Origin of the sequence: Actinomycetospora sp. CA-053990 (assembly GCF_050948445.1) — a bacterium.
Lineage (GTDB): Bacteria > Actinomycetota > Actinomycetes > Mycobacteriales > Pseudonocardiaceae > Actinomycetospora > Actinomycetospora callitridis.
On the sequence record NZ_CP192043.1, the window covers coordinates 898,178 to 916,838 of the forward strand.

Genomic DNA, 18,661 nt, shown 5'->3' on the forward strand with positions numbered 1-18,661 from the left:
CCTCCGGCCCAGAGGTGCTGTCACGCCGGTGACAGCGTGTGGATCATCGGCTCCCTACGTTTCCCGGTCGACGCCTCCGGCGGATCCCCGACAGTTGCCGGCGTCGGGACCCGGGGGAGACGGCGTGCGGACAGGTGGGCCTCGGCGGGTGGCGGCGATCGGTGCCGTGCTCGCGGCACTGCTGGTGGGTGCGGCGTGCGGCTCCCCCGCGGGAGGTCCGCCGCCCCCGTCGGCGTCCCCCGTGGCCGGCGTCGCGTCCGTCGAGGGCCCGTTCGGCGGCTCGTCCGCCTCGGACACGGTGTCCGGCGGGACGTCGGTGTTCACCCCGGTCGCGGCGTCGGTGCTCCGGGCCCCGGTCCCGGTGCCCGCGACGGACGGCCGGGTGCACCTGGCCTACGAGCTCCAGGTCGACAACATCCTGAGCTCGCCGGCCACGATCACCGCGGTCGAGGTCGTCGGCGACGGCCGGTCGCTGCTGCGCCTGGAGGGCGACGCCCTCGCCGCCTGGATCAAGCCGTTCGGCGGGCAGCTGGGCTCGCGCGACCTGCAAGGAGGACAGGGCGGGCTGATCTGGCTGGACGTGACCCTCGCGCCGACCGACCCCGTGCCCGCCCGTCTCGAGCACCGCCTCGACACGGCGTTCGCCCAGCCGTCGCCGCCGCTCGTCCCGTCGACCCTGACCGCGACGGTGGCGCCGACGGCGGTCGACCGGACGCCGCCGGCGCGCATCTCGCCGCCGCTGCGCGGACCCGGGTGGCTCGACGGCGACAGCTGCTGCCGCCTCAGCGCGCACCGGGGCGCGGTCAGCCCGATCGACGGGCAGCTGTTCGCGCCCGAACGCTTCGCCATCGACTACGTCCAGCTCGACGCGGCGGGCCGGATGATGAGCGGGCCGCCGACGGACATCGCGAGCTACGCCTACGTGGGCTCCGACATCCTGGCCGTCGCCGACGGGCCGGTCGTCGGGCTCGTGGGCGATCTCCCGCAGCAGCCGCCCGGGGCGAACCCGGGCGGCCTGACGCTGCAGCAGTACGGGGGCAACCACGTCGTGCAGGACATCGGCGGCGGGCGCTACGCCTTCTACGCGCACCTGCAGACGGGCAACCCGCGCAACCTCGCCGTGGGGCAGCAGCTGCGCCGGGGCCAGGTGCTCGGCAAGCTGGGCAACTCCGGCAACACCGATGCACCCCACCTGCACTTCCACGTGATGGACCGCCCCGACCCGCTCGCGTCGAACGGCCTGCCGTTCGAGTTCGACACCTTCACCCTCGAGGGCCGGGTGGTGTCCGAGGACTCGTTGCAGCAGGGCACCGCCGGTCCGGTGCCGTTCGGGATCGACCGGGCGGGGGCCGGGCCGCGCGCGGGTGTGTCGCCGCTCGGCCTCGACGTGATGGGCTACGCGCCGTGACCGCGGGGACCCGACCCGGGTGGGTGGTTCGCCCGTGGCCAACGGGTCGCGGGGATGAGGCGAACGTCTCCGGTGGTTGGAGAGGTCATGGTTCCCCGGGCTCCAGCGGCCCGGGGTGCAGGATCGATGTCGGCGCGCGTGACCGCCGTCACGGACGGGGAACCGTCACCGTCCCGTGACGTCTCGCGCGACGACTAGGATGGGGCTGCGGTGTTCTGCCAGCTTGGGCATCGTGGGCGTCCCGATCCGTCATCGGGCACCAGCCAAGGGGCCACCGGGCCGTTCCTTCGTGGACACTCGGTGGAGGACCGCCGGCGCAGCAGTCAGGAGTGACGAATGTTCGAGAGGTTCACCGACCGCGCGAGGCGGGTGGTCGTCCTGGCCCAAGAAGAGGCCCGGATGCTCAACCACAACTACATCGGCACCGAGCACATCCTGCTCGGGCTGATCCACGAGGGCGAAGGCGTCGCCGCCAAGGCCCTCGAGTCGCTGGGCATCGCCCTGGAGGGCGTGCGCCAGCAGGTCGAGGAGATCATCGGTCAGGGCCAGCAGGCCCCGTCCGGCCACATCCCCTTCACCCCCCGCGCCAAGAAGGTGCTGGAGCTGTCGCTGCGCGAGGCGCTGCAGCTCGGGCACAACTACATCGGCACCGAGCACATCCTGCTCGGGCTCATCCGCGAGGGCGAGGGCGTCGCCGCCCAGGTGCTCGTCAAGCTCGGCGCGGACCTCAACCGTGTGCGCCAGCAGGTGCTGCAGCTGCTCTCGGGCTACCAGGGCAAGGAGCCCGCGGAGTCCGGCAGCCAGCGCGGGGAGGGGACGCCGTCCTCCTCGCTGGTGCTCGACCAGTTCGGTCGCAACCTCACCCAGTCGGCCCGCGAGGGCAAGCTGGACCCGGTCATCGGCCGGGAGAAGGAGATCGAGCGGGTCATGCAGGTCCTCTCCCGGAGGACCAAGAACAACCCGGTCCTCATCGGCGAGCCCGGCGTCGGCAAGACCGCCGTCGTCGAGGGCCTCGGCCAGGCCATCGTCAAGGGCGAGGTCCCCGAGACGCTGAAGGACAAGCAGCTCTACACCCTCGACCTCGGGTCGCTGGTGGCCGGCTCGCGCTACCGCGGTGACTTCGAGGAGCGCCTCAAGAAGGTGCTCAAGGAGATCCGCACCCGCGGCGACATCATCCTGTTCATCGACGAGCTCCACACGCTCGTGGGTGCGGGTGCCGCCGAGGGCGCGATCGACGCCGCGTCGATCCTCAAGCCGATGCTGGCCCGTGGCGAGCTGCAGACCATCGGGGCCACCACCCTCGACGAGTACCGCAAGCACGTCGAGAAGGACGCCGCCCTCGAGCGCCGCTTCCAGCCGATCCAGGTGGGTGAGCCCTCCGTGGCGCACTCCATCGAGATCCTCAAGGGGCTGCGCGACCGCTACGAGGCGCACCACCGCGTCTCGATCACGGACCCGGCGCTGGTCGCGGCGGCCACCCTGGCCGACCGCTACATCAACGACCGCTTCCTGCCGGACAAGGCCATCGACCTCATCGACGAGGCCGGCGCCCGCATGCGCATCCGCCGCATGACCGCGCCGCCGGACCTGCGCGAGTTCGACGAGAAGATCGCCGACGTCCGTCGCGAGAAGGAGTCCGCGATCGACGCGCAGGACTTCGAGAAGGCGGCGCGCCTGCGCGACGAGGAGAAGAACCTCATCGGGCAGAAGACCGAGCGCGAGAAGCAGTGGAAGTCGGGTGACCTCGACGTCGTCGCCGAGGTCGACGACGAGCAGATCGCCGAGGTGCTGGCCAACTGGACCGGCATCCCCGTCTTCAAGCTCACCGAGGAGGAGACGACCCGTCTGCTCCGCATGGAGGACGAGCTCCACAAGCGGATCATCGGCCAGGAGGACGCCGTCAAGGCGGTCTCGCAGTCGATGCGCCGTACGCGGGCCGGCCTCAAGGACCCGAAGCGCCCCTCGGGCTCGTTCATCTTCGCCGGTCCCTCGGGTGTCGGTAAGACCGAGCTCACCAAGGCGCTCGCGGAGTTCCTGTTCGGTGACGACGACGCCCTCGTCCAGATCGACATGGGCGAGTTCCACGACCGCTACACCGCCTCGCGGCTCTTCGGTGCCCCTCCCGGGTACGTCGGCTACGAGGAAGGCGGCCAGCTCACCGAGAAGGTGCGCCGCAAGCCGTTCTCCGTGGTCCTCTTCGACGAGATCGAGAAGGCCCACTCCGAGGTCTACAACACCCTCCTGCAGGTGCTCGAGGACGGTCGCCTGACCGACGGTCAGGGTCGCATCGTCGACTTCAAGAACACCGTCATCGTGTTCACGTCGAACCTCGGCACGCAGGACATCTCGAAGGCGGTCGGCCTGGGCTTCCAGTCCGGCTCCGACAGCGGCTCGAACTACGAGCGGATGAAGAACAAGGTCACGGACGAGCTGAAGAAGCACTTCCGTCCCGAGTTCCTCAACCGCATCGACGACATCATCGTGTTCCACCAGCTGACCGAGCAGGAGATCGTTCAGATGGTGGACCTGATGATCGGGCGCACCGAGAAGCAGCTCCAGAACAAGGACATGTCTCTGGAGCTCACCGACAACGCGAAGAAGCTGCTCGCCCAGCGCGGCTTCGACCCGGTGCTCGGGGCCCGGCCGCTGCGCCGCACCATCCAGCGCGAGATCGAGGACCAGCTCTCGGAGAAGATTCTCTTCGGCGAGATCGAGGGCGGTCAGATCGTGCTGGTCGACGTCGAGGGCTGGGAGCCCGAGACCGACGACAACGGGGTCACCAAGCAGGCTCCGGAGACGGCCACCTTCACCTTCCGCGGTGAGGCCAAGCCGACCCCGGTGCCCGACACCCCCGAGGTCGCCGCGGCGGAGTAAGCACTCCGCCCGCTGCACGCCCGGAGCCCCGGTCCCCCTCGTGGGGGGCCGGGGCTCCGGCGTGTGATCCCGAAGTAGGGCGTGCCCCACCTGCTCCGGGGGCCGTCTCCCTCCTGCCCGATCCCGTCCGCGGCGAGGCTGGTGCCATCGCCGCAGGGAGAGGGCCGGAGACGATGCGCACGCTTCGGGGACACCAGGAAGCCGCCGCCGGGACAGCCGTGCTGATGCTCGCGGTCGTCCTGACCGCGCCCCTGCACTACGGCTTCGGGCTGGTGCTGACGTGGCTGCTGCCGGCGGCGGACTTCGGTGTCGTGAGCGTGCTGCTGACCGTGCTCCTGCTCGCCACCACGGTCCTCGCCGCCGGGTTCCCCTGGGCGCTGGCGCGCACCGTCGCCCGTGCCGAGGACGGCGACCCGGAAGCCGCCGCGGAGGTCGACGCCGCGTTCCGCTCCGCGCTGGTCGGCAACGTCGGCCTCGGCACGGCGCTGGCCCTCGGGTTCGCGGTCGTCCAGCTCACGACCGGCGCGATCCTCCCGGGTGTCGGTGCCGGCGTGACGCTGCTGGCCGCCGGGACGATCGTCCTCGTCGCGCTCGGCCAGGTGCTCCTCGGCGGGCTCCAGGGAGCCCGGCGTTTCGCGGCGGTCAGCGGCGCCCGCGTCGTCGAGGTCCTGGTCAAGGTCGCGGTCGGCGTCGGCGCGGTCGCGCTGATCGGCACCGGCGCCGTCGGGGTCGGCTGGGGCCTGCTGCTCGGCGCGGCCGTCGCCGCGCTCTGGGCCTGGTGGACGATGCGCGACCGCCTGCCGCGGCTGCGTGGCGCACTCGCCGGGTGGCGCTCCTTCGCCGCCGCCGCGCCGATGGCCGTCGGCACCACCGGCTTCGGTCTCATCGGCACGCTCGACGTCCTGCTGCTCGGCCCGCTCGGACACGCGTACGGCGTCACGTTCGCCGCCGTCGGCACCTACCAGGCCGCCGCGCTCCTGGCCAAGGCCCCGTTCCTGGTCGGCAGCACCCTGTCCGACGCCGTCTTCCCGTTCATCGCCCGGGCCCGCGGCGCCGCGGAGGCCCACGGCTGGGTCGTGGCGGCGATGCGCTGGGTGCCCCTGGCCCTCGTCCCCGTCCTGCTCGTCCTCGTCGTCACCCCCGACGCGCTGGTCGGCCGCATCTTCCCCGTCGAGCACGCCGCGGCCGGCGCCCTGGCCCGCCTGATCGCCGTCGGCACCCTCGGCCTGGTCGTCGGCGACATGCTGCTCAAGGCGCTGTTCGCCCGCGGCCTCGCCGGTGCCGCCGCGGCCAGGATCCCCGCCGCCGCGGTCGCCGAGGTGGCCACGATGGCGCTCCTCGTGCCGGGGTACGGCGCGGCGGGGGCGGCCGCCGGGTTCGCGGTCGGCGCCTGGGTCGGCGTCGGGGCGCTCGGCACCGTCTACCTGCGCCACCACCGGCCGGGCGCACTGCCGGTGCGCGCCGCCGCCGGCTGGGCCGTCGCGGCCACCGCCCTCACCGGCGTGCTCGCCCTCGCCGCCGTCGCCGGGCCTGCCCTCGACCTGGCGCTGATCGCCCTGGCCGTCATGGTCTACGCGGTGCTGGCCGTCCGCCTCGGGGCCGTGCCCGCCGCCGACGTCGACCGGGCCCGCGCGTGGATCGCCCGGGCGACCGGTGCGTCAGCCCGCGTAGAGCCCGGCGAGGGTGCGGGCGACGTCGGCCATCTGCTCGCGCAGGGCGACCGGGGCGAGCACCTCGACCTCCGCACCGAGGCCCAGCAGCTCGGAGCGGGCGTGGGCGAGCGACTCGATCGGGATGACCGCGCGCACCCAGCCGTCGTCGTCGGTCGGCCAGCTGCCCTCGGCGAGCGCGCGGGCGGTGTGCGGGCGCAGGAGGGCCGGGGCCAGCTCCATCGCCCGCGGGGACAGGCGGACGGTCGCCTCCGCCTGGTAGAGGGCGTCGGTGAGCTCCTGGGTGCGCCGGTGCCAGTACTTCCAGAGGTCGAAGTCGTCGGGCCGGTCGAAGCGCACGTCGAGCGTCTCGAGCGTCAGGATGCGGGCGACGCGGTAGGTGCGTGGCGTCGCGCCGGGGTCGCCGCCGTGGGGGAGGGCCACCAGGTACCAGGTGCCGGCTTTGAGGACGACCCCGAGCGGCTCGAGCTCGCGTTCCACCTCCGGCTCGCGCCCGCCGGTGGCCCAGCGCCGGTAGCGCACGCGCAGTACCCGTTGGTTCCACACCGCGTCCGCGACGCCGGTGAGCGTGGGGACGTGGTCGGCCTCGCGGAACCAGCCGGGGGCGTCGAGGTGGAAGCGCTCGGCGATGCGGCCCGCGCGGTCGGAGAGCTCGCCGGGCAGGGCCGCCTGCACCTTGAGCTGCGCCGCCGCGAGCACCCGCCCGAGACCGAGCTCCGCGGCGGCCTCAGGCATGCCCGAGAGCGCGAGCGCGTCGGCCTCCTCGGCGGTCATCCCCGTCAGGTGGGTGCGGTAGCCCTCGAGGAGCGAGTAGCCGCCGTCCGGCCCGCGGTCGGCGTACACGGGCACCCCGGACGCCGAGAGCGCGTCCATGTCGCGGTAGATCGTGCGGATCGAGACCTCGAGCTCGTCCGCGAGCTCGCGCGCGGTCACCCGTCCTCGGTTCTGCAACAGGAGGAGCACGGAGAGCAGCCGGCTGGCGCGCACGGGGTCAGTCCTACCCCATCCCTGACACCTCCTGTCAGGCACGTCCCCCGTCCGGCGCCACGGGTTCAGCCGACTGCTCGTCCTGAGGCGCGGGCTGCAGCTCGTCGGGGATGCCGTCGGCGTCGTCGTCGCGCAGCAGCGGGTCGCCGATCCCGGCCCGCGCCCCCTCGAGCTGCGCGGCGACGGCGATCCCCAGGAGCAGGGCGACGCCGGTGACCGTCGCCCACAGCAGCAGCGCCATGATCCCGGCGAGCGGGCCGTAGGTGTCGCTGAAGTCCCCGGACACCGCGACGTAGAGCGCCACGCAGCCCGACGCCGCCAGCCAGAGGATCACGGTGAGGCCGGCGCCGAGCGCCAGCCAGGAGAGCCCGGGCTGGTGGCGCCGCGGCGAGTGCCGGAAGAGCACGGTGACGGCGACGACCAGCGCCGCGAGCCCGACGGGCCAGCGCAGCACGTCGAAGATCGTCTCCGCGACGTCGCCCCAGCGGTAGACCTGTTCGACGGCGTCACCGAGCGGCCCGCCGGCGATGATCAGCACGAGACCCAGCCCGAGCGACGATCCCGCCGTCAGCGTGAGGACGGCGGCGCGGGTGTACTTGCGCAGGAACGGCCGGTCGCGCTCGGTGCCGTAGATGCGGTTGGTGCCGCGCTCGAGCTGGGCGATCGCGCTCGTCATGGCGAGGAACGCCGTGACCAGCCCGAACGCGACGGCGAACTCGCCGACGTTCTCCGAGCGCGAGTCGTCGCCGCCGGTCTCCTCGGGGAGCTCGGCGGGCCCGCGGGCGACGACGTCGGCGAGCAGCTGGTCGCCCGACCCGGGGGACACCGCCACGACGGTCTGCGCGACGACCTGCGCCACCGATTCGGCGCCCACGGCCGTCGCCAGCCCGGCCCCCGCGATGACGAGCGGGACGATCGCCAGCGCGAGCTGGAGTGCGAACCCCCGCGCGTGGCTGAACCCGTCGCCGAAGCGGAAGCGGACCAGCGCGTCCCGCAGCAGCGCGACCAGCCCGATCCGGCGCGCGGTGTGCCAGGCGTCGTCGGCCGACAGCGTGTCCCCGTCCATGTCCGTCGTGACGGGCACCGCGCGCACCGAGCTCACGGACTCATCTTCCCCGCAACCTGACGGGAGGTGTCAGGCACGGTGCGGAAAGCTGACCACCATGGTGGAGACGCTGACGCGCGAGCAGGTCATGGCGCACCGGATCGCCGCGCAGGGCCTGCACCGCGACCGCCCCGGCGCGATCGCGGCCCTGGCCTCGCTCGGTATCCAGGACTCGGGCCCCACCGCACGGCTCGTCCTCGCCGCGCGCACCGAGGGCGACGTCGACCCTCTCGCTCACGGCCTCACCGACGGCTGGACCCATCGCGGCGCCCCGCACCACCATCCGACGCCGCAGCGCAACGACATCGCGGCGGCCGCGCGGCCGTTCGGCGACGCCGACGCGGGCGCCCGCCTCAACTGGAGCGGGCCGGAGCAGCGGCGCGTCGGCATCCCGGCGCGGGAGGCGATCGACCGGGCGGCGGACGCGCTCGCCGAGGTCGTCACCGAGCCGATCACCAAGGGCGCGGCGAGCACCGCCGTCACCAAGCTGCTGCCCGAGGCGCTGCTCCGCGACTGCCGGTCCTGCGCGTGCGTCCACGTCAACGAGCAGCTCATGCGGCTCTCGGCGTTCCCGGTCGGCGTCGGGCTGGACGCGACGGGCAAGACGCTGCTGCTCACCCCGCCGCCGCCCGACTGGTCCCGCCCGGTCGAGGGCGACCCGGCCCGCGCCGCGCGCCTGGTGCTCGACTACCTGCGCGTGCTCGGGCCGGCCGGGCCCCGCGAGGTCGCCGACTTCGTCGGGACGTCCCCGACCGCCTTCGCGCCCGCGTGGGAGGCCGCCCTCCCGCAGCTGGTCGAGGTCCGGGTGGAGGGGCGACCCGCGTGGCTGCCGAGTGCGGACCTCGATGCGGCGCTCGGCGCCCCGGAGCCCGACCTCGTGCGCTTCCTGCCGCCGCTGGACCCGATGCTCCAGGCCCGCGACCGCGAGCTCCTCGCGCCCGACCCCGCGGTGCGCAAGGACCTCTACCGCGTCATCGGCAACCCGGGCGCGCTGCTGGCCGACGGCGAGATCGTCGCGAGCTGGCGACCGCGGGCGTCGGGCAAGCGTCTGACGATCGAGGTCGCGCCCGTCGCGGAGCTCGAGCCGGACGTCCGCGCGCGCCTCGACGACGAGGCCGAGCGCGTCGCCGCCGCCCGCGGGCTCACGCTCGCCGGCCTCACAGGGGTCTAGGACGCAGCGAACGAGCTGTTCGCTGCTTCTAGGCGCCCGAAGTCCCCGTTGATCATGCGGGAAGGGCCGCGTCGATCGCCTCGAGCGTCGCCCGCGCCCCGGAGGCCAGGGAGACCCCGCGCCCGTGCCGGATCCCCGGCTCGCGCACGTTGATCCGGATCAGTGCGCCGGACGCCGCCGACGCCAGCTCGGCGTGCCGTCGCACGGTCGGCACCGCCGTCCCGGCCCCCAGCTCGACGACGACGAGCCGCTGCGCGTCCTGCGCGCGCAGCCACTCACGATGGGCGGCCATGCGCTCGGCGTGGTGGCCGGGCACCCAGAAGCCGTCGCCGAACATCAGGATGTTGGGCCGCGCCACCGCCCCGCACCGCGGGCACGTCGGCAGGGGAGGGCGGGCGCGCATCGTGGCCTCGTCGATCGCGACGTCGACCCGATCCGTACTTCCCGTCGCTTCGCTCGCCGAACCGTCCGCCGACCAGGTCCCGTCGTGGCACGGCCGGGTGCATTGCAGCATCCCGATCGCGCCGTGGCACTCGACGACCGTCTCCGGGTCGAACCCCGCGGCCTGGAACGCGCCGTCGACGTTGGAGGTGAACACCCGCGTCGGCCACCGGTCGGCCCACCGGCGCAGGACCGCGTACCCCGCGTGGGGCACGGTGCGCCGGTAGAGCGCGAGGCGGTGGCCGTAGAAGCCCCAGGCGAGCTCGGGGTCGGCGTGGAAGTGCTCGGGATCGGCGATCTCCTCGAAGCGCAGCCCGAGCCGCCGGTAGGGCGGGTAGGCGCGCCAGAATCCCTCGGGCCCGCGGAAGTCGGGCAGCCCCGAGTCGACGCCCATCCCGGCCCCGGCGCACACGAGCACCGCCGTGGCCTGCGCGAGTCGCTCGGCGGCCTCGGCGACGTCCTCCGGGTCCGGGGACTCCGGAGAGGTCAGGAGCCCGATCCGTCGACGTGCAGCACGACCTCGAACTCCATGAGGTCGGCGCCCGACGAGACCGGCTTGGCGCGCTCGCCCGCGTGGGCGGCGGCCGCGGCGCCCCCGTCACGCCAGTTGGCGAACGCCTCCTCGGACTCCCAGCGGGTGTAGACGAAGTAGCGGTCGTCCCCGGCGGTGGGACGCAGCAGCTCGTAGCCGAGGAACCCCGGCGTGTCCTTGATCGAGTCGCCACGGGCGGCGAACCGGCGCTCCAGCTCGGCCTCGTTGCCCTCGGGGACCTTGATGGCATTGATCTTCACGACGGCCATGACCCGAGCCTACTGCTCTCCCGGCAAGCAGAAACGGCCGTCGGCGAGCTGCTCGACGAGCCCGTCGACGAGCAGCGAGTCGAGGCACCGGGCGCGCTGGGCGGGGTCGGTGAGCCAGGCCGCGTCGAGCGCCGCCGCCGGCACCGGCCCCGGTGCTCCCCGCAGCACGTCCAGCAGCCGCCCGCGGACCTGGCGGTCGGTGCCGGCCCAGCGCTGCGCCTTGCGCGCCGGACCGTCGCCGGCGGGACGCCCGAGGCGCTGCCAGGTGCAGGCGCCGGACACCGGGCAGTCGGCGCAGCGGGGGTGCGCGCCACGCAGATCGTGGCACCGAGCTCCATCAGCGCGGCGGACATGGTCGCCGCGTCGGCGGGGTCGTCCGGCAGCAGGGCCTCGGTGTCGACGAGGTCGCGGGATGCCGCGGCCCCGGCGTCCGCGCGGCCGAGCACCGCGCGCGCCACGACCCGGCGGACGTTCGTGTCGACGACCGGGACGCGTTGCCCGTGGGCGAACGCGGCCACCGCGCGGGCCGTGTAGGTGCCGATGCCGGGCAGCGACTCGAGCGTCTCGACGTCGGCGGGGACGACGTCACCGTGGTCGGCGGCGATCGCCTGCGCGGCCGCGTGCAGGCGCAGCGCCCGGCGCGGGTAGCCGAGCTTGCCCCACGCCCGCAGCACCTCCGAGGCGGGCGCGGCGGCCATCGCCGACGGTCGTGGCCAGCGCTCGAGCCACGCGCGCCACGGCTCCTCGACCCGCGCCACCGGGGTCTGCTGCAGCATGATCTCGGAGACGAGCACACCCCACGCGGTCGTCCCCGGGCGGCGCCAGGGGAGGTCCCGGGCGTGCGCGCGGAACCACGGGACGAGGACGTCGGCGAGGGTCGTGGTGGTGGGGCCCATCGACCGCCGATCCTGCCCCGCCCACCCGCTGACGCCACCGTCGGGTGAAACGGGCGGGCGACCGCGTGGTGGTCGGTCGCGGAGAGCTGAGTGGAACTTACTTTCCGTGACGTGTGGGAGCCGCTCGGACCGCTCGCGCCGTCGGTCTACTGGCGGCGCCGGATCGCCGCGCTCGGGGTGGTCCTCGCCGTGCTCGGCGGTTTCGTCTGGGCCGTGGCGGGTCTGGGCGGCGGCGAGCCCGACAGCGCCACCGTCGAGGCCCGCGCGCGGGCGGCCGCGATGGCGAGCGCGCCGACGCCGGAGCCCGCTGCTCCCGCTGCGCCCGCGGAGAGCGGTATCCCCGGGCCGATCGAGGCCGCGCTGCCGGCGGTCGTCCCGCCCGGCGGGGCGCCGGGCCTGGTGGCGCCGCCCTCGCCCGACGGCGCCCTGTTCGCGCCCCCGGGCGGGGACGGCTTCCGCGGATTCCTCCCGCCCGGGGTGCCGACGGGCTCGGCGGGGCCGCTGCTCTCCACGCCGACGAGCACCCCCGCTCCGGTGGTGCCGCCGAGCACGACGCCGCCCGTCACCTCGGCGCCGACCACCGAGGCCGCCCCGGCCGAGCCCCTGCAGGAGCGGGCGCCCGCGCCCGGGCCCTGTGCGGACGGGGACCTGAAGGTCACGGCGCGCACCGACGCCCCGCGCTACGCCGCCGGGACCAAGCCGGTGCTGAGCCTCGTCGTCACCAACACCGGCAGCGCGCCCTGCGTGCGTGACCTCGACGCCGCCAAGCAGGCCGTCGCCGTCGTCGTCCGCCCCGGCGAGGGGCTGTGGGGGAGCAACGACTGCTCGCCCGGCGACACCGACGACGTCCGGACGCTCGCGCCGGGCGAGGAGGCGGTGTTCTCGGTGCGCTGGTCGGGCAAGACCTCGACGCCCGGCTGCGCGGGTGCGCGGACGGTCGTGCCGCCCGGCGACTACCAGCTGCTCGCCCGCCTCGACGGCATCGTCAGCGAGCCGGCGAGGTTCACGCTCGCCGGTTGACCTCCGTGTACGCCGGCCCGGACGGAATCAGACCGTCTGCGCCGTGGTCAGCCCGACGCGCAGCAGCGCGCCCTGGAGGTCGTCGACCTCCACCGCCCCGAGCCCCTTCGGCGTGCGCACCTCGCCCGGCGGCACGAGCGCCCGGCTGATGCCCAGCCGGCCGGCCTCGGCCAGGCGCCGTTCGAGCGCGACCACCCGGCGGACCTCGCCACCGAGCCCGACCTCGCCGACCGCGATCAGCCCGGGCCGGACGGCCTCGTTGCGGAACGCCGACGCGATGGCGATGGCGATCGCCAGGTCCGAGGCGGGCTCGCGCAGGCGCAGGCCGCCGATGGTGGCGACGAACACGTCCTTGTCGTGCAGGCGCAGGTGGCAGCGCTCCTGCAGCACCGCGAGGATCTTGGCGACGCGCCCGCTGTCGAGATCGGACACGACGCGCCGCGGCGCGCTCTCCGAGCTGCGTGTGGCCACCAGGGCCTGCACCTCGGCCATGAGCGGGCGCTTGCCCTCCATCGCCACCGTGACCGCCTGGCCCGCCACGGTCTGCACGCGCCCGCCCGTGAACAGGCCTGACGGGTCGCTGACCTCGGCGATGCCGCCGTCGTTCATCTCGAAGCAGCCGACCTCGTCGGTGGCCCCGAAGCGGTTCTTCATGCCGCGCACCAGCCGCAGCGGGGAGTGCCGCTCGCCCTCGAACGAGAGCACGACGTCGACGAGGTGCTCGAGCGTGCGCGGCCCGGCGACCGCGCCGTCCTTGGTGACGTGACCGATGAGCACGACCGGCAGGTCCCGCTGCTTCGCGAGGGCGACGAGCGCCGACGTGACGGCCCGGACCTGCGACACGCCGCCGGGCGTGCCGTCCACGGTGGCGGTGCCCACGGTCTGCACGGAGTCGACGACGAGCAGCTCCGGGTCGACCGCCTCGACGTGCGCCGCGACCTCCTCGAGATCGGCCGTCGCGGACAGGAACAGGTGCGGCGCGAGGGCGCCGGTGCGCTCGGCCCGCAGCCGGACCTGGCCCGCCGACTCCTCTCCGGTGACGTACAGCACGGTGGCCCCCAGCCGGGCGCGTCGCGCCGCCACCTCGAGCAGGAGCGTGGACTTGCCCACCCCCGGCTCGCCCGCGAGCAGCACGACGACCCCGGGCACGAAGCCGCCGCCGAGCACCCGATCGAGCTCGCCCACCCCCGTCGGGCGCGCCGTGGCCGTCTCGAGATCGACCTCGCTGATCAGCCGCACGGGGCTGGACGGGCGCGCCGCGGGCGAGGGCGGGACGCCGGTGCGGCCGCCGCCCGTCGCGACGGCGGGGAGGTTCGGGGCCTCCTCGACCGTGCCCCACCCGCCGCACTCCGAGCAGCGCCCCACCCACTTCGCGGACGCGTGCCCGCAGGCGGTGCACTCGAAGCGGGGGGCGCGGGTCCGTGGGGGCACGGTCCGCACCGTAGGCCGGACCCCCGACAGCGCGGGGCCCGACGGGCGGATCAGCCCAAGGCCTCGCCCTCGCCGACGACGATGACGGGCACGGTCACGGTGCCGGCCTTCTCGAAGGTGAAGGTGACCTCGTACGTCGGCCCGGCGCGGAGCTGCTGCGTGACGCCGGTGAGCACGATGCGCGCGCTGCCGCCCACGCGGACGAAGGGGTCGGGCGGGCCGACCGGGCCGGGGTCGTTGCCGATGATCCGCAGGGAGTTGTTGGCCGGGATCGTCGTCGGGCCCTCCGGCCGGACGCTCACGGCGTACGGCGACGTGACCGACACCAGCCGGTCCTCCGTCGGGGTCTGGTTGATGATCGTCAGACGCAGGGGGACCTCCGCGCCCGCGGGCACGGTGTTCGTCGGACCGGCGTCGAGGGAGACGTCCCGCAGGAGGATGCCGCCGACCTGTCCGGTCGCGCCGTCGGCCTGGGAGACGATGGTGTCGGTCTGGGTCACGGAGCCGGCGCTGCAGCCCCCGAGCGCGAGGCCGGCGGTCAGCAGCGTCGCGACGACGATCGCCGGTCGGGTCCCGCGGGGGCGGCGGCTCATGATCTCCGAGTGTCCTCTCGGGAAGTGGGGCACACTGGTGTCTGGGCAGCGACACCCTAGTACCAGGGCCGCGTCCCGGCCTGGCGGGAGCGCGGGGTGCCGGGACCAGCACGCCCTGATGCGCTTTGTCAAGTCCCTGACCTGCGAAGACGGCGCAATCCCCTGCGATGCCCGCCCGCCGGGCGTGTTAATCTGGGTGTAGCGAAAGGGGCTCGGGACACATGGTTTTCAAGGTCGGCGAGACCGTCGTCTACCCGCACCACGGTGCCGCTCTCATCGAGGCCATCGAGACCAGGACGATCAAGGGCGAAGAGAAGAAGTATCTCGTCCTCAAGGTTGCTCAGGGCGACCTGACCGTCCGGGTTCCCGCGGACAACGCCGAGATCGTCGGCGTCCGCGACGTGGTTGGCCAGGAGGGGCTGGATCGGGTGTTCGAGGTGCTGCGTGCGCCGCACACCGAGGAGCCGACCAACTGGTCGCGCCGGTACAAGGCGAACCTCGAGAAGCTCGCGTCGGGCGACGTGAACAAGGTGGCCGAGGTCGTGCGCGACCTCTGGCGCCGGGAGAAGGACCGCGGCCTGTCCGCGGGTGAGAAGCGGATGCTGGCCAAGGCCCGGCAGATACTGGTCAGCGAGCTGGCCCTGGCCGAGGGCACCGACGAGGTGGCGGCCGAGTCGCTGCTCGACCAGGTGCTGGCGTCCTGATCCGGTCCTGAACCGACGTGATGGCCGCGGTGACGCGGTGAGCGTCGCCGCGATCGTGCCGGCGGCGGGTCGAGGCGAACGACTGGGCCTCGGCCTGCCGAAGGCGTTGGCGGTCGTTGGCGGGCTCAGCCTGGTCGCGCGCGCCGTCGACGGACTCGTCTCCGGGGGCGTGGACGCCGTCGTCGTCGTGGCCCCTCCGGGCGACGAGGACGCGATGCGTCGCGCCCTCGGCGATCGCGTCGTCACGGTGGTGCCGGGTGCCGACGACCGCGTCGGTTCGGTCTCGGCGGCGCTCGACGCGCTGCCGGCCGACGCCGACGTGGTGCTCGTGCACGACGCCGCGCGCTGCCTCTGCCCGCCGGAGGTCGTGCGCGCGGTCGTCGACGCCGTGCGTGCGGGCCATCGCGCGGTGATCCCGGCGACACCGGTGGCCGACACGCTCAAGCGCACCGGCGCGGCGGGACAGGTCCTCGCGACCGTCGACCGCTCCGACCTGGCCGCCGTGCAGACCCCGCAGGGTTTCGAGCCGGCGACGCTGCGCGCGGCGCACGACCGTGCCCGCGCCCGGCGCGACGCCGGCGAGCCGGTCGCGGCCACCGACGACGCCGGGCTCGCCGAGGACCTCGGTGTGACCGTCGTGACGGTCCCCGGCGACCCGCGGGCCTTCAAGGTGACCACCCCGCTCGACCTCGCGATGGCCGAGGCGCTCGTCACGGCGGGGCCTGCGTGACCATGCGGGTCGGCATCGGCACCGACGTCCACCCGGTCCGCGCGGGCGTGCCGTGCTGGGTGGCGGGGCTGTTCTGGGAGGGCGTCGACGGCTGCGCCGGGCACTCCGACGGCGACGTCGCCGCGCACGCGCTGTGCGACGCCGTCCTGTCCGCGTGCGGGCTCGGCGACCTGGGCGCGGTGTTCGGCACCGGTCGCCCGGAGTGGTCCGGGGCGTCCGGGGTCCGGCTGCTCGGCGAGGTGCGCGCGCTCGCCGCGGCCGAGGGCTGGGCGCTGGGCAACGCCGCGGTCCAGGTGATCGGCAACGCCCCGAAGATCGGCACCCGACGTGCCGAGGCGCAGGCGGCGCTGTCGGAGGCGCTCGGGGGACCGGTGGCCGTGTCGGGCACGACCTCCGACGGGCTCGGGCTCACCGGTCGCGGCGAGGGTCTCGCTGCCGTCGCCACGGCCCTGCTCGTCCCGGCCTGAGGTCGCGCGCCGAGTTCCCCCGAACGGCACCCACGGCTCGCCCGCGGTTCCTACGATCCGCGAGGGGAGGTGGGCCGGTGTTCACGACCAACTGGCAGGGGAAGAGCCACCAGGAGATCTACGACCAGGTGAACGGCGGTCCCGCCAGCGGCGTGCCGGGCGACGGGTTCGTCGACAGCGGTCAGTCGTGGCACCGGCTGGTCGGGCGGATGGCGCGCGTCGCCGACACCGTGGACGCCGCGGGCTCCAGCCTGCGCGCGAACTGGCAGGGGCAGGCCGCCGAGTCCGCGGACCGGTCGATCCACCCCCTCAAGCCCTGGGTCGACCAGGCGCGCGCCCTCGGACGCGCCGTCGGCAGCCTCTCCCACGAGCAGGCCCAGAACCTGCAGGACATCCGTCTCGCGATCCAGCCGCCCCGCCAGAACCTCCCGCCGGCGGCACCGGTGTGGAGCGACATCCTCAGCGCCGCGGGCCCGATGGGAGCCGACTACCAGGTCGCGATGGCGGTGCAGGCCGAGGAGGAGCGGGCCGCGCAGCAGACGATGGAGCGCTACCAGCACTTCAGCGCCGACCGGATGACCACGTTGCCCCAGTTCGCCGGCCCCCTCGGCCCGCAGATCACGCCGGCGGACCTGCCGGTGGCCGGTGGCGCCGGGCCCGAGGGCGGCGGTGCGGGCGCTACCGGGGGTGGTGGAGCCGGCGGTTCCGGAGGCGGCGGCGTCGGCGCGGTGCCCGGAGGTGCCGGTGGCGCCGGGCCGGTCTTCCGCCGGGCGGCGGAGGTCCGGGCGGGGGCAGTGCCGGCGGCGGTGCTCCCGGAGGAGGTGGCGGCGGAGCAGGCACGGGCGCTGCGGCACCGGTCGTGCCGTCGCCGACGACGGCGGCCGGGACGCCGGCCCCGAACGGGGTCCCCGCGCCCTCCGGTGGCGCGGCGGGGGTCCCGGGGCGGGCGGCGTGCCGGCCGGGAGCGCGCCGAGCACGGGGGCGGGGCCGGCGCCGCCGTCCCGCCCGTCGGCGCCGTGCCGGGCAGCACGGGTGGTGGCGGTGCCGGCCGGATCCCGCCGGGTGCGGCGACCGGCAGGTCCGGTGTCCCGGGCAGCACAGGTCTGCCGGGTAGCTCGGGGACCCCGGGCGGCTCGGCGTCGGGAGGGCTCGTGCCGGGCGCGCGGGTCGGCGGGGGTGTCGGCGCTGGGCCCGGCGGCGGTGTCGGTGGCGGCGGCGTCGGTGGCGGTGGTGTCGGCGCCGGCCCGGGTGCCGCCGCGGGCACGGGACGAGGCGGCGTCGGTGGTGGTGCCCTCGGCGGTGCCGGTGGAGGAGGCGCCGGCGAGCTCGGTGCGCGCACCGGGGTCGGCGGTGGTGGCGCCGTGGCGGAGTCGGCCGCGGTCCGCGCGGCCGGGGCTGCCGCCGAGGGCCGCGGCGGTGCGGTCCCGATGATCCCGCCGGGCGGCATGGTCGGTGGCCAGGGCGGCGGCGGGGACCGGCGCCGCCCCGACTACCTCTACGAGGACGACCCCGACGCCATCGCGGGCACCCTGCCCGCGACGACACCCCCGGTGCTCGGCGAGTGACGATCGGAGTCCGCGCCGGCGTGCACCTCGACACCGGCCAATACCTCGCGCTGTGGCGGCATCTCGGCCTGGGCGAGCACCCGCTCCTGCTCTCCGTCCTCGACCACGGCCGCACCTACGCCGAGCGGGACGCCCTCGACGCCGCGGCCCTCGACCGGCTCGCGGCCCAGGGTCTGCTCGACGACCCGTCCCTCGCCGAGATGCTGTCCGTGCTCGCCGCCCCCGTCCGCGAGGTCGACGTGCGGGTCCTGGCCGAGGGCGCTCCGCCGCTCGGCGTCGTCGCCGCGACGCGGGGTGCGCTCGGCGTCGTGGCGTGGCTGGTCCCAGGCGGCGTGCGCCTCGATCCCACCGACCCGGACGACCCCGCCGGCGCACTGCTCGCCCGCCTCCCCGACCGACCTGCCGCCCCCGGCGTCCCGATGTCCCTGCCCGCCGACGCCCTGCTCGGCGACGGGGTCACCCTCGACGAGCGCGCGCGCCGCCTGCGCCGCGCCGGCGTCTCCGCGCACCACGTGGAGCGCTTGCGCGCGATCTGGGCCGCGCCGCCTGAGCGGGTCGCCACCTTCGGGGTCGCGGTCCGCGACGCGGTCGGGGTCCGGCGTCGCGGGCCCCACGTGGTCACCGTGCTCGACACCGCGAGCGGCCGCCTCGCGATGGGTCCCGACGCCACGGGTTCCCGCGTCGTGGTGCGCCCGACCGACCGTCCCCGCCTCCGCGCCGAGCTCGCCGCCCTGCTCGAGGGTCACGAGCGGGACATCGCCGCGAGCTCCCGCCGTCGGTAGGACGCGCCTCGGCGGA

General features: G+C 75.1%; 15 protein-coding genes and 2 pseudogenes. 10 read left to right on the top strand and 7 right to left on the bottom strand.

Annotated elements, in window-relative coordinates:
• The first annotated feature begins 148 nt into the window (after positions 1-148).
• The 3 genes and pseudogenes from ACQPYN_RS04630 to ACQPYN_RS04640 all read left to right on the top strand — a co-directional run.
• Complete coding sequence (locus ACQPYN_RS04630; protein WP_433034069.1) at positions 149-1,408, top strand: M23 family metallopeptidase; 1,260 nt, start codon at positions 149-151, stop codon at positions 1,406-1,408.
• Positions 1,409-1,744: 336 nt separating this feature from the next.
• Positions 1,745-4,282: an ATP-dependent Clp protease ATP-binding subunit gene (locus tag ACQPYN_RS04635; protein ID WP_274196038.1), complete on the top strand. Its 2,538-nt coding sequence runs from the start codon at positions 1,745-1,747 to the stop codon at positions 4,280-4,282.
• Positions 4,283-4,506: 224 nt separating this feature from the next.
• A pseudogene (locus tag ACQPYN_RS04640) lies at positions 4,507-5,388 on the top strand (oligosaccharide flippase family protein); the annotation flags it as partial.
• Positions 5,389-5,940: 552 nt separating this feature from the next.
• Here ACQPYN_RS04640 and ACQPYN_RS04645 read toward each other — a convergent pair.
• Entirely contained in the window at positions 5,941-6,939 is a 999-nt protein-coding gene (locus ACQPYN_RS04645) for a helix-turn-helix transcriptional regulator (RefSeq protein WP_433034073.1), read from the bottom strand.
• A gap of 34 nt (positions 6,940-6,973) precedes the next feature.
• Positions 6,974-8,041 (bottom strand): YihY/virulence factor BrkB family protein, encoded by a 1,068-nt coding sequence (locus ACQPYN_RS04650; protein ID WP_433034076.1) that lies wholly within the window; start codon positions 8,039-8,041, stop codon positions 6,974-6,976.
• Positions 8,042-8,102: 61 nt separating this feature from the next.
• Here ACQPYN_RS04650 and ACQPYN_RS04655 point away from each other — a divergent pair, with 61 nt between their 5' ends.
• Entirely contained in the window at positions 8,103-9,215 is a 1,113-nt protein-coding gene (locus ACQPYN_RS04655) for a winged helix DNA-binding domain-containing protein (protein WP_433034079.1), read from the top strand.
• A 52-nt stretch (positions 9,216-9,267) separates the two neighbouring features.
• On the opposite strand, the gene ACQPYN_RS04660 is transcribed toward ACQPYN_RS04655, so the two are convergent.
• The 3 genes and pseudogenes from ACQPYN_RS04660 to ACQPYN_RS04670 form a co-directional block, all read right to left on the bottom strand.
• Positions 9,268-10,068, bottom strand: a complete 801-nt coding sequence (locus ACQPYN_RS04660; RefSeq protein WP_433034082.1) for an SIR2 family NAD-dependent protein deacylase — start codon at positions 10,066-10,068, stop codon at positions 9,268-9,270.
• Between the two features lie 74 nt (positions 10,069-10,142).
• Positions 10,143-10,457, bottom strand: a complete 315-nt coding sequence (locus ACQPYN_RS04665) for an antibiotic biosynthesis monooxygenase family protein (protein WP_433034085.1) — start codon at positions 10,455-10,457, stop codon at positions 10,143-10,145.
• A gap of 9 nt (positions 10,458-10,466) precedes the next feature.
• Positions 10,467-11,353 (bottom strand): annotated as a pseudogene (locus ACQPYN_RS04670) (A/G-specific adenine glycosylase).
• Positions 11,354-11,464: 111 nt separating this feature from the next.
• On the opposite strand from ACQPYN_RS04670, the gene ACQPYN_RS04675 reads away from it, so the two are divergent.
• Positions 11,465-12,373, top strand: coding sequence for a DUF4232 domain-containing protein (locus ACQPYN_RS04675; RefSeq protein ID WP_433034087.1), 909 nt, complete (start codon positions 11,465-11,467; stop codon positions 12,371-12,373).
• A gap of 27 nt (positions 12,374-12,400) precedes the next feature.
• Here the strand turns inward: ACQPYN_RS04675 and radA are convergent, their stop codons facing one another.
• On the bottom strand, positions 12,401-13,804 hold the full coding sequence (gene radA, locus ACQPYN_RS04680) for a DNA repair protein RadA (protein WP_433034090.1): 1,404 nt from the start codon (positions 13,802-13,804) through the stop codon (positions 12,401-12,403).
• Between the two features lie 50 nt (positions 13,805-13,854).
• The gene (locus ACQPYN_RS04685; protein ID WP_433034093.1) at positions 13,855-14,397 is read right to left on the bottom strand and encodes a copper chaperone PCu(A)C; all 543 of its coding nucleotides are present in this window, start codon (positions 14,395-14,397) and stop codon (positions 13,855-13,857) included.
• A gap of 221 nt (positions 14,398-14,618) precedes the next feature.
• On the opposite strand from ACQPYN_RS04685, the gene ACQPYN_RS04690 reads away from it, so the two are divergent.
• The 5 genes from ACQPYN_RS04690 (at position 14,619) to ACQPYN_RS04710 (ending at position 18,645) form a co-directional block, all read left to right on the top strand.
• Complete coding sequence (locus tag ACQPYN_RS04690; protein ID WP_116707106.1) at positions 14,619-15,101, top strand: CarD family transcriptional regulator; 483 nt, start codon at positions 14,619-14,621, stop codon at positions 15,099-15,101.
• A gap of 37 nt (positions 15,102-15,138) precedes the next feature.
• Positions 15,139-15,831: a 2-C-methyl-D-erythritol 4-phosphate cytidylyltransferase gene (ispD, locus tag ACQPYN_RS04695; protein ID WP_433034096.1), complete on the top strand. Its 693-nt coding sequence runs from the start codon at positions 15,139-15,141 to the stop codon at positions 15,829-15,831.
• A 2-nt stretch (positions 15,832-15,833) separates the two neighbouring features.
• The gene (gene ispF / locus ACQPYN_RS04700; RefSeq protein ID WP_433038724.1) at positions 15,834-16,298 is read left to right on the top strand and encodes a 2-C-methyl-D-erythritol 2,4-cyclodiphosphate synthase; all 465 of its coding nucleotides are present in this window, start codon (positions 15,834-15,836) and stop codon (positions 16,296-16,298) included.
• A 77-nt stretch (positions 16,299-16,375) separates the two neighbouring features.
• Positions 16,376-17,863: a hypothetical protein gene (locus ACQPYN_RS04705; RefSeq protein WP_433034099.1), complete on the top strand. Its 1,488-nt coding sequence runs from the start codon at positions 16,376-16,378 to the stop codon at positions 17,861-17,863.
• A complete protein-coding gene (locus ACQPYN_RS04710) occupies positions 17,860-18,645 on the top strand; it encodes an ESX secretion-associated protein EspG (protein ID WP_433034102.1) in 786 nt (261 codons plus the stop codon). The genes ACQPYN_RS04705 and ACQPYN_RS04710 overlap by 4 nt, the downstream gene beginning before the upstream one ends.
• The last annotated feature ends 16 nt before the right edge of the window (positions 18,646-18,661 follow it).

What these genes read in the sequence shown, in the direction of transcription:
- ACQPYN_RS04635 (WP_274196038.1), top strand. Translation starts at nt 1,745, where the DNA reads ATGTTCGAGAGGTTCACCGACCGCGCGAGGCGGGTGGTCGTCCTGGCC.
- ACQPYN_RS04655 (WP_433034079.1), top strand. Translation starts at nt 8,103, where the DNA reads ATGGTGGAGACGCTGACGCGCGAGCAGGTCATGGCGCACCGGATCGCC.
- ACQPYN_RS04665 (WP_433034085.1), bottom strand. Translation starts at nt 10,457, where the DNA reads ATGGCCGTCGTGAAGATCAATGCCATCAAGGTCCCCGAGGGCAACGAG.
- ACQPYN_RS04685 (WP_433034093.1), bottom strand. Translation starts at nt 14,397, where the DNA reads ATGAGCCGCCGCCCCCGCGGGACCCGACCGGCGATCGTCGTCGCGACG.
- ACQPYN_RS04690 (WP_116707106.1), top strand. Translation starts at nt 14,619, where the DNA reads ATGGTTTTCAAGGTCGGCGAGACCGTCGTCTACCCGCACCACGGTGCC.
- ispF (WP_433038724.1), top strand. Translation starts at nt 15,834, where the DNA reads ATGCGGGTCGGCATCGGCACCGACGTCCACCCGGTCCGCGCGGGCGTG.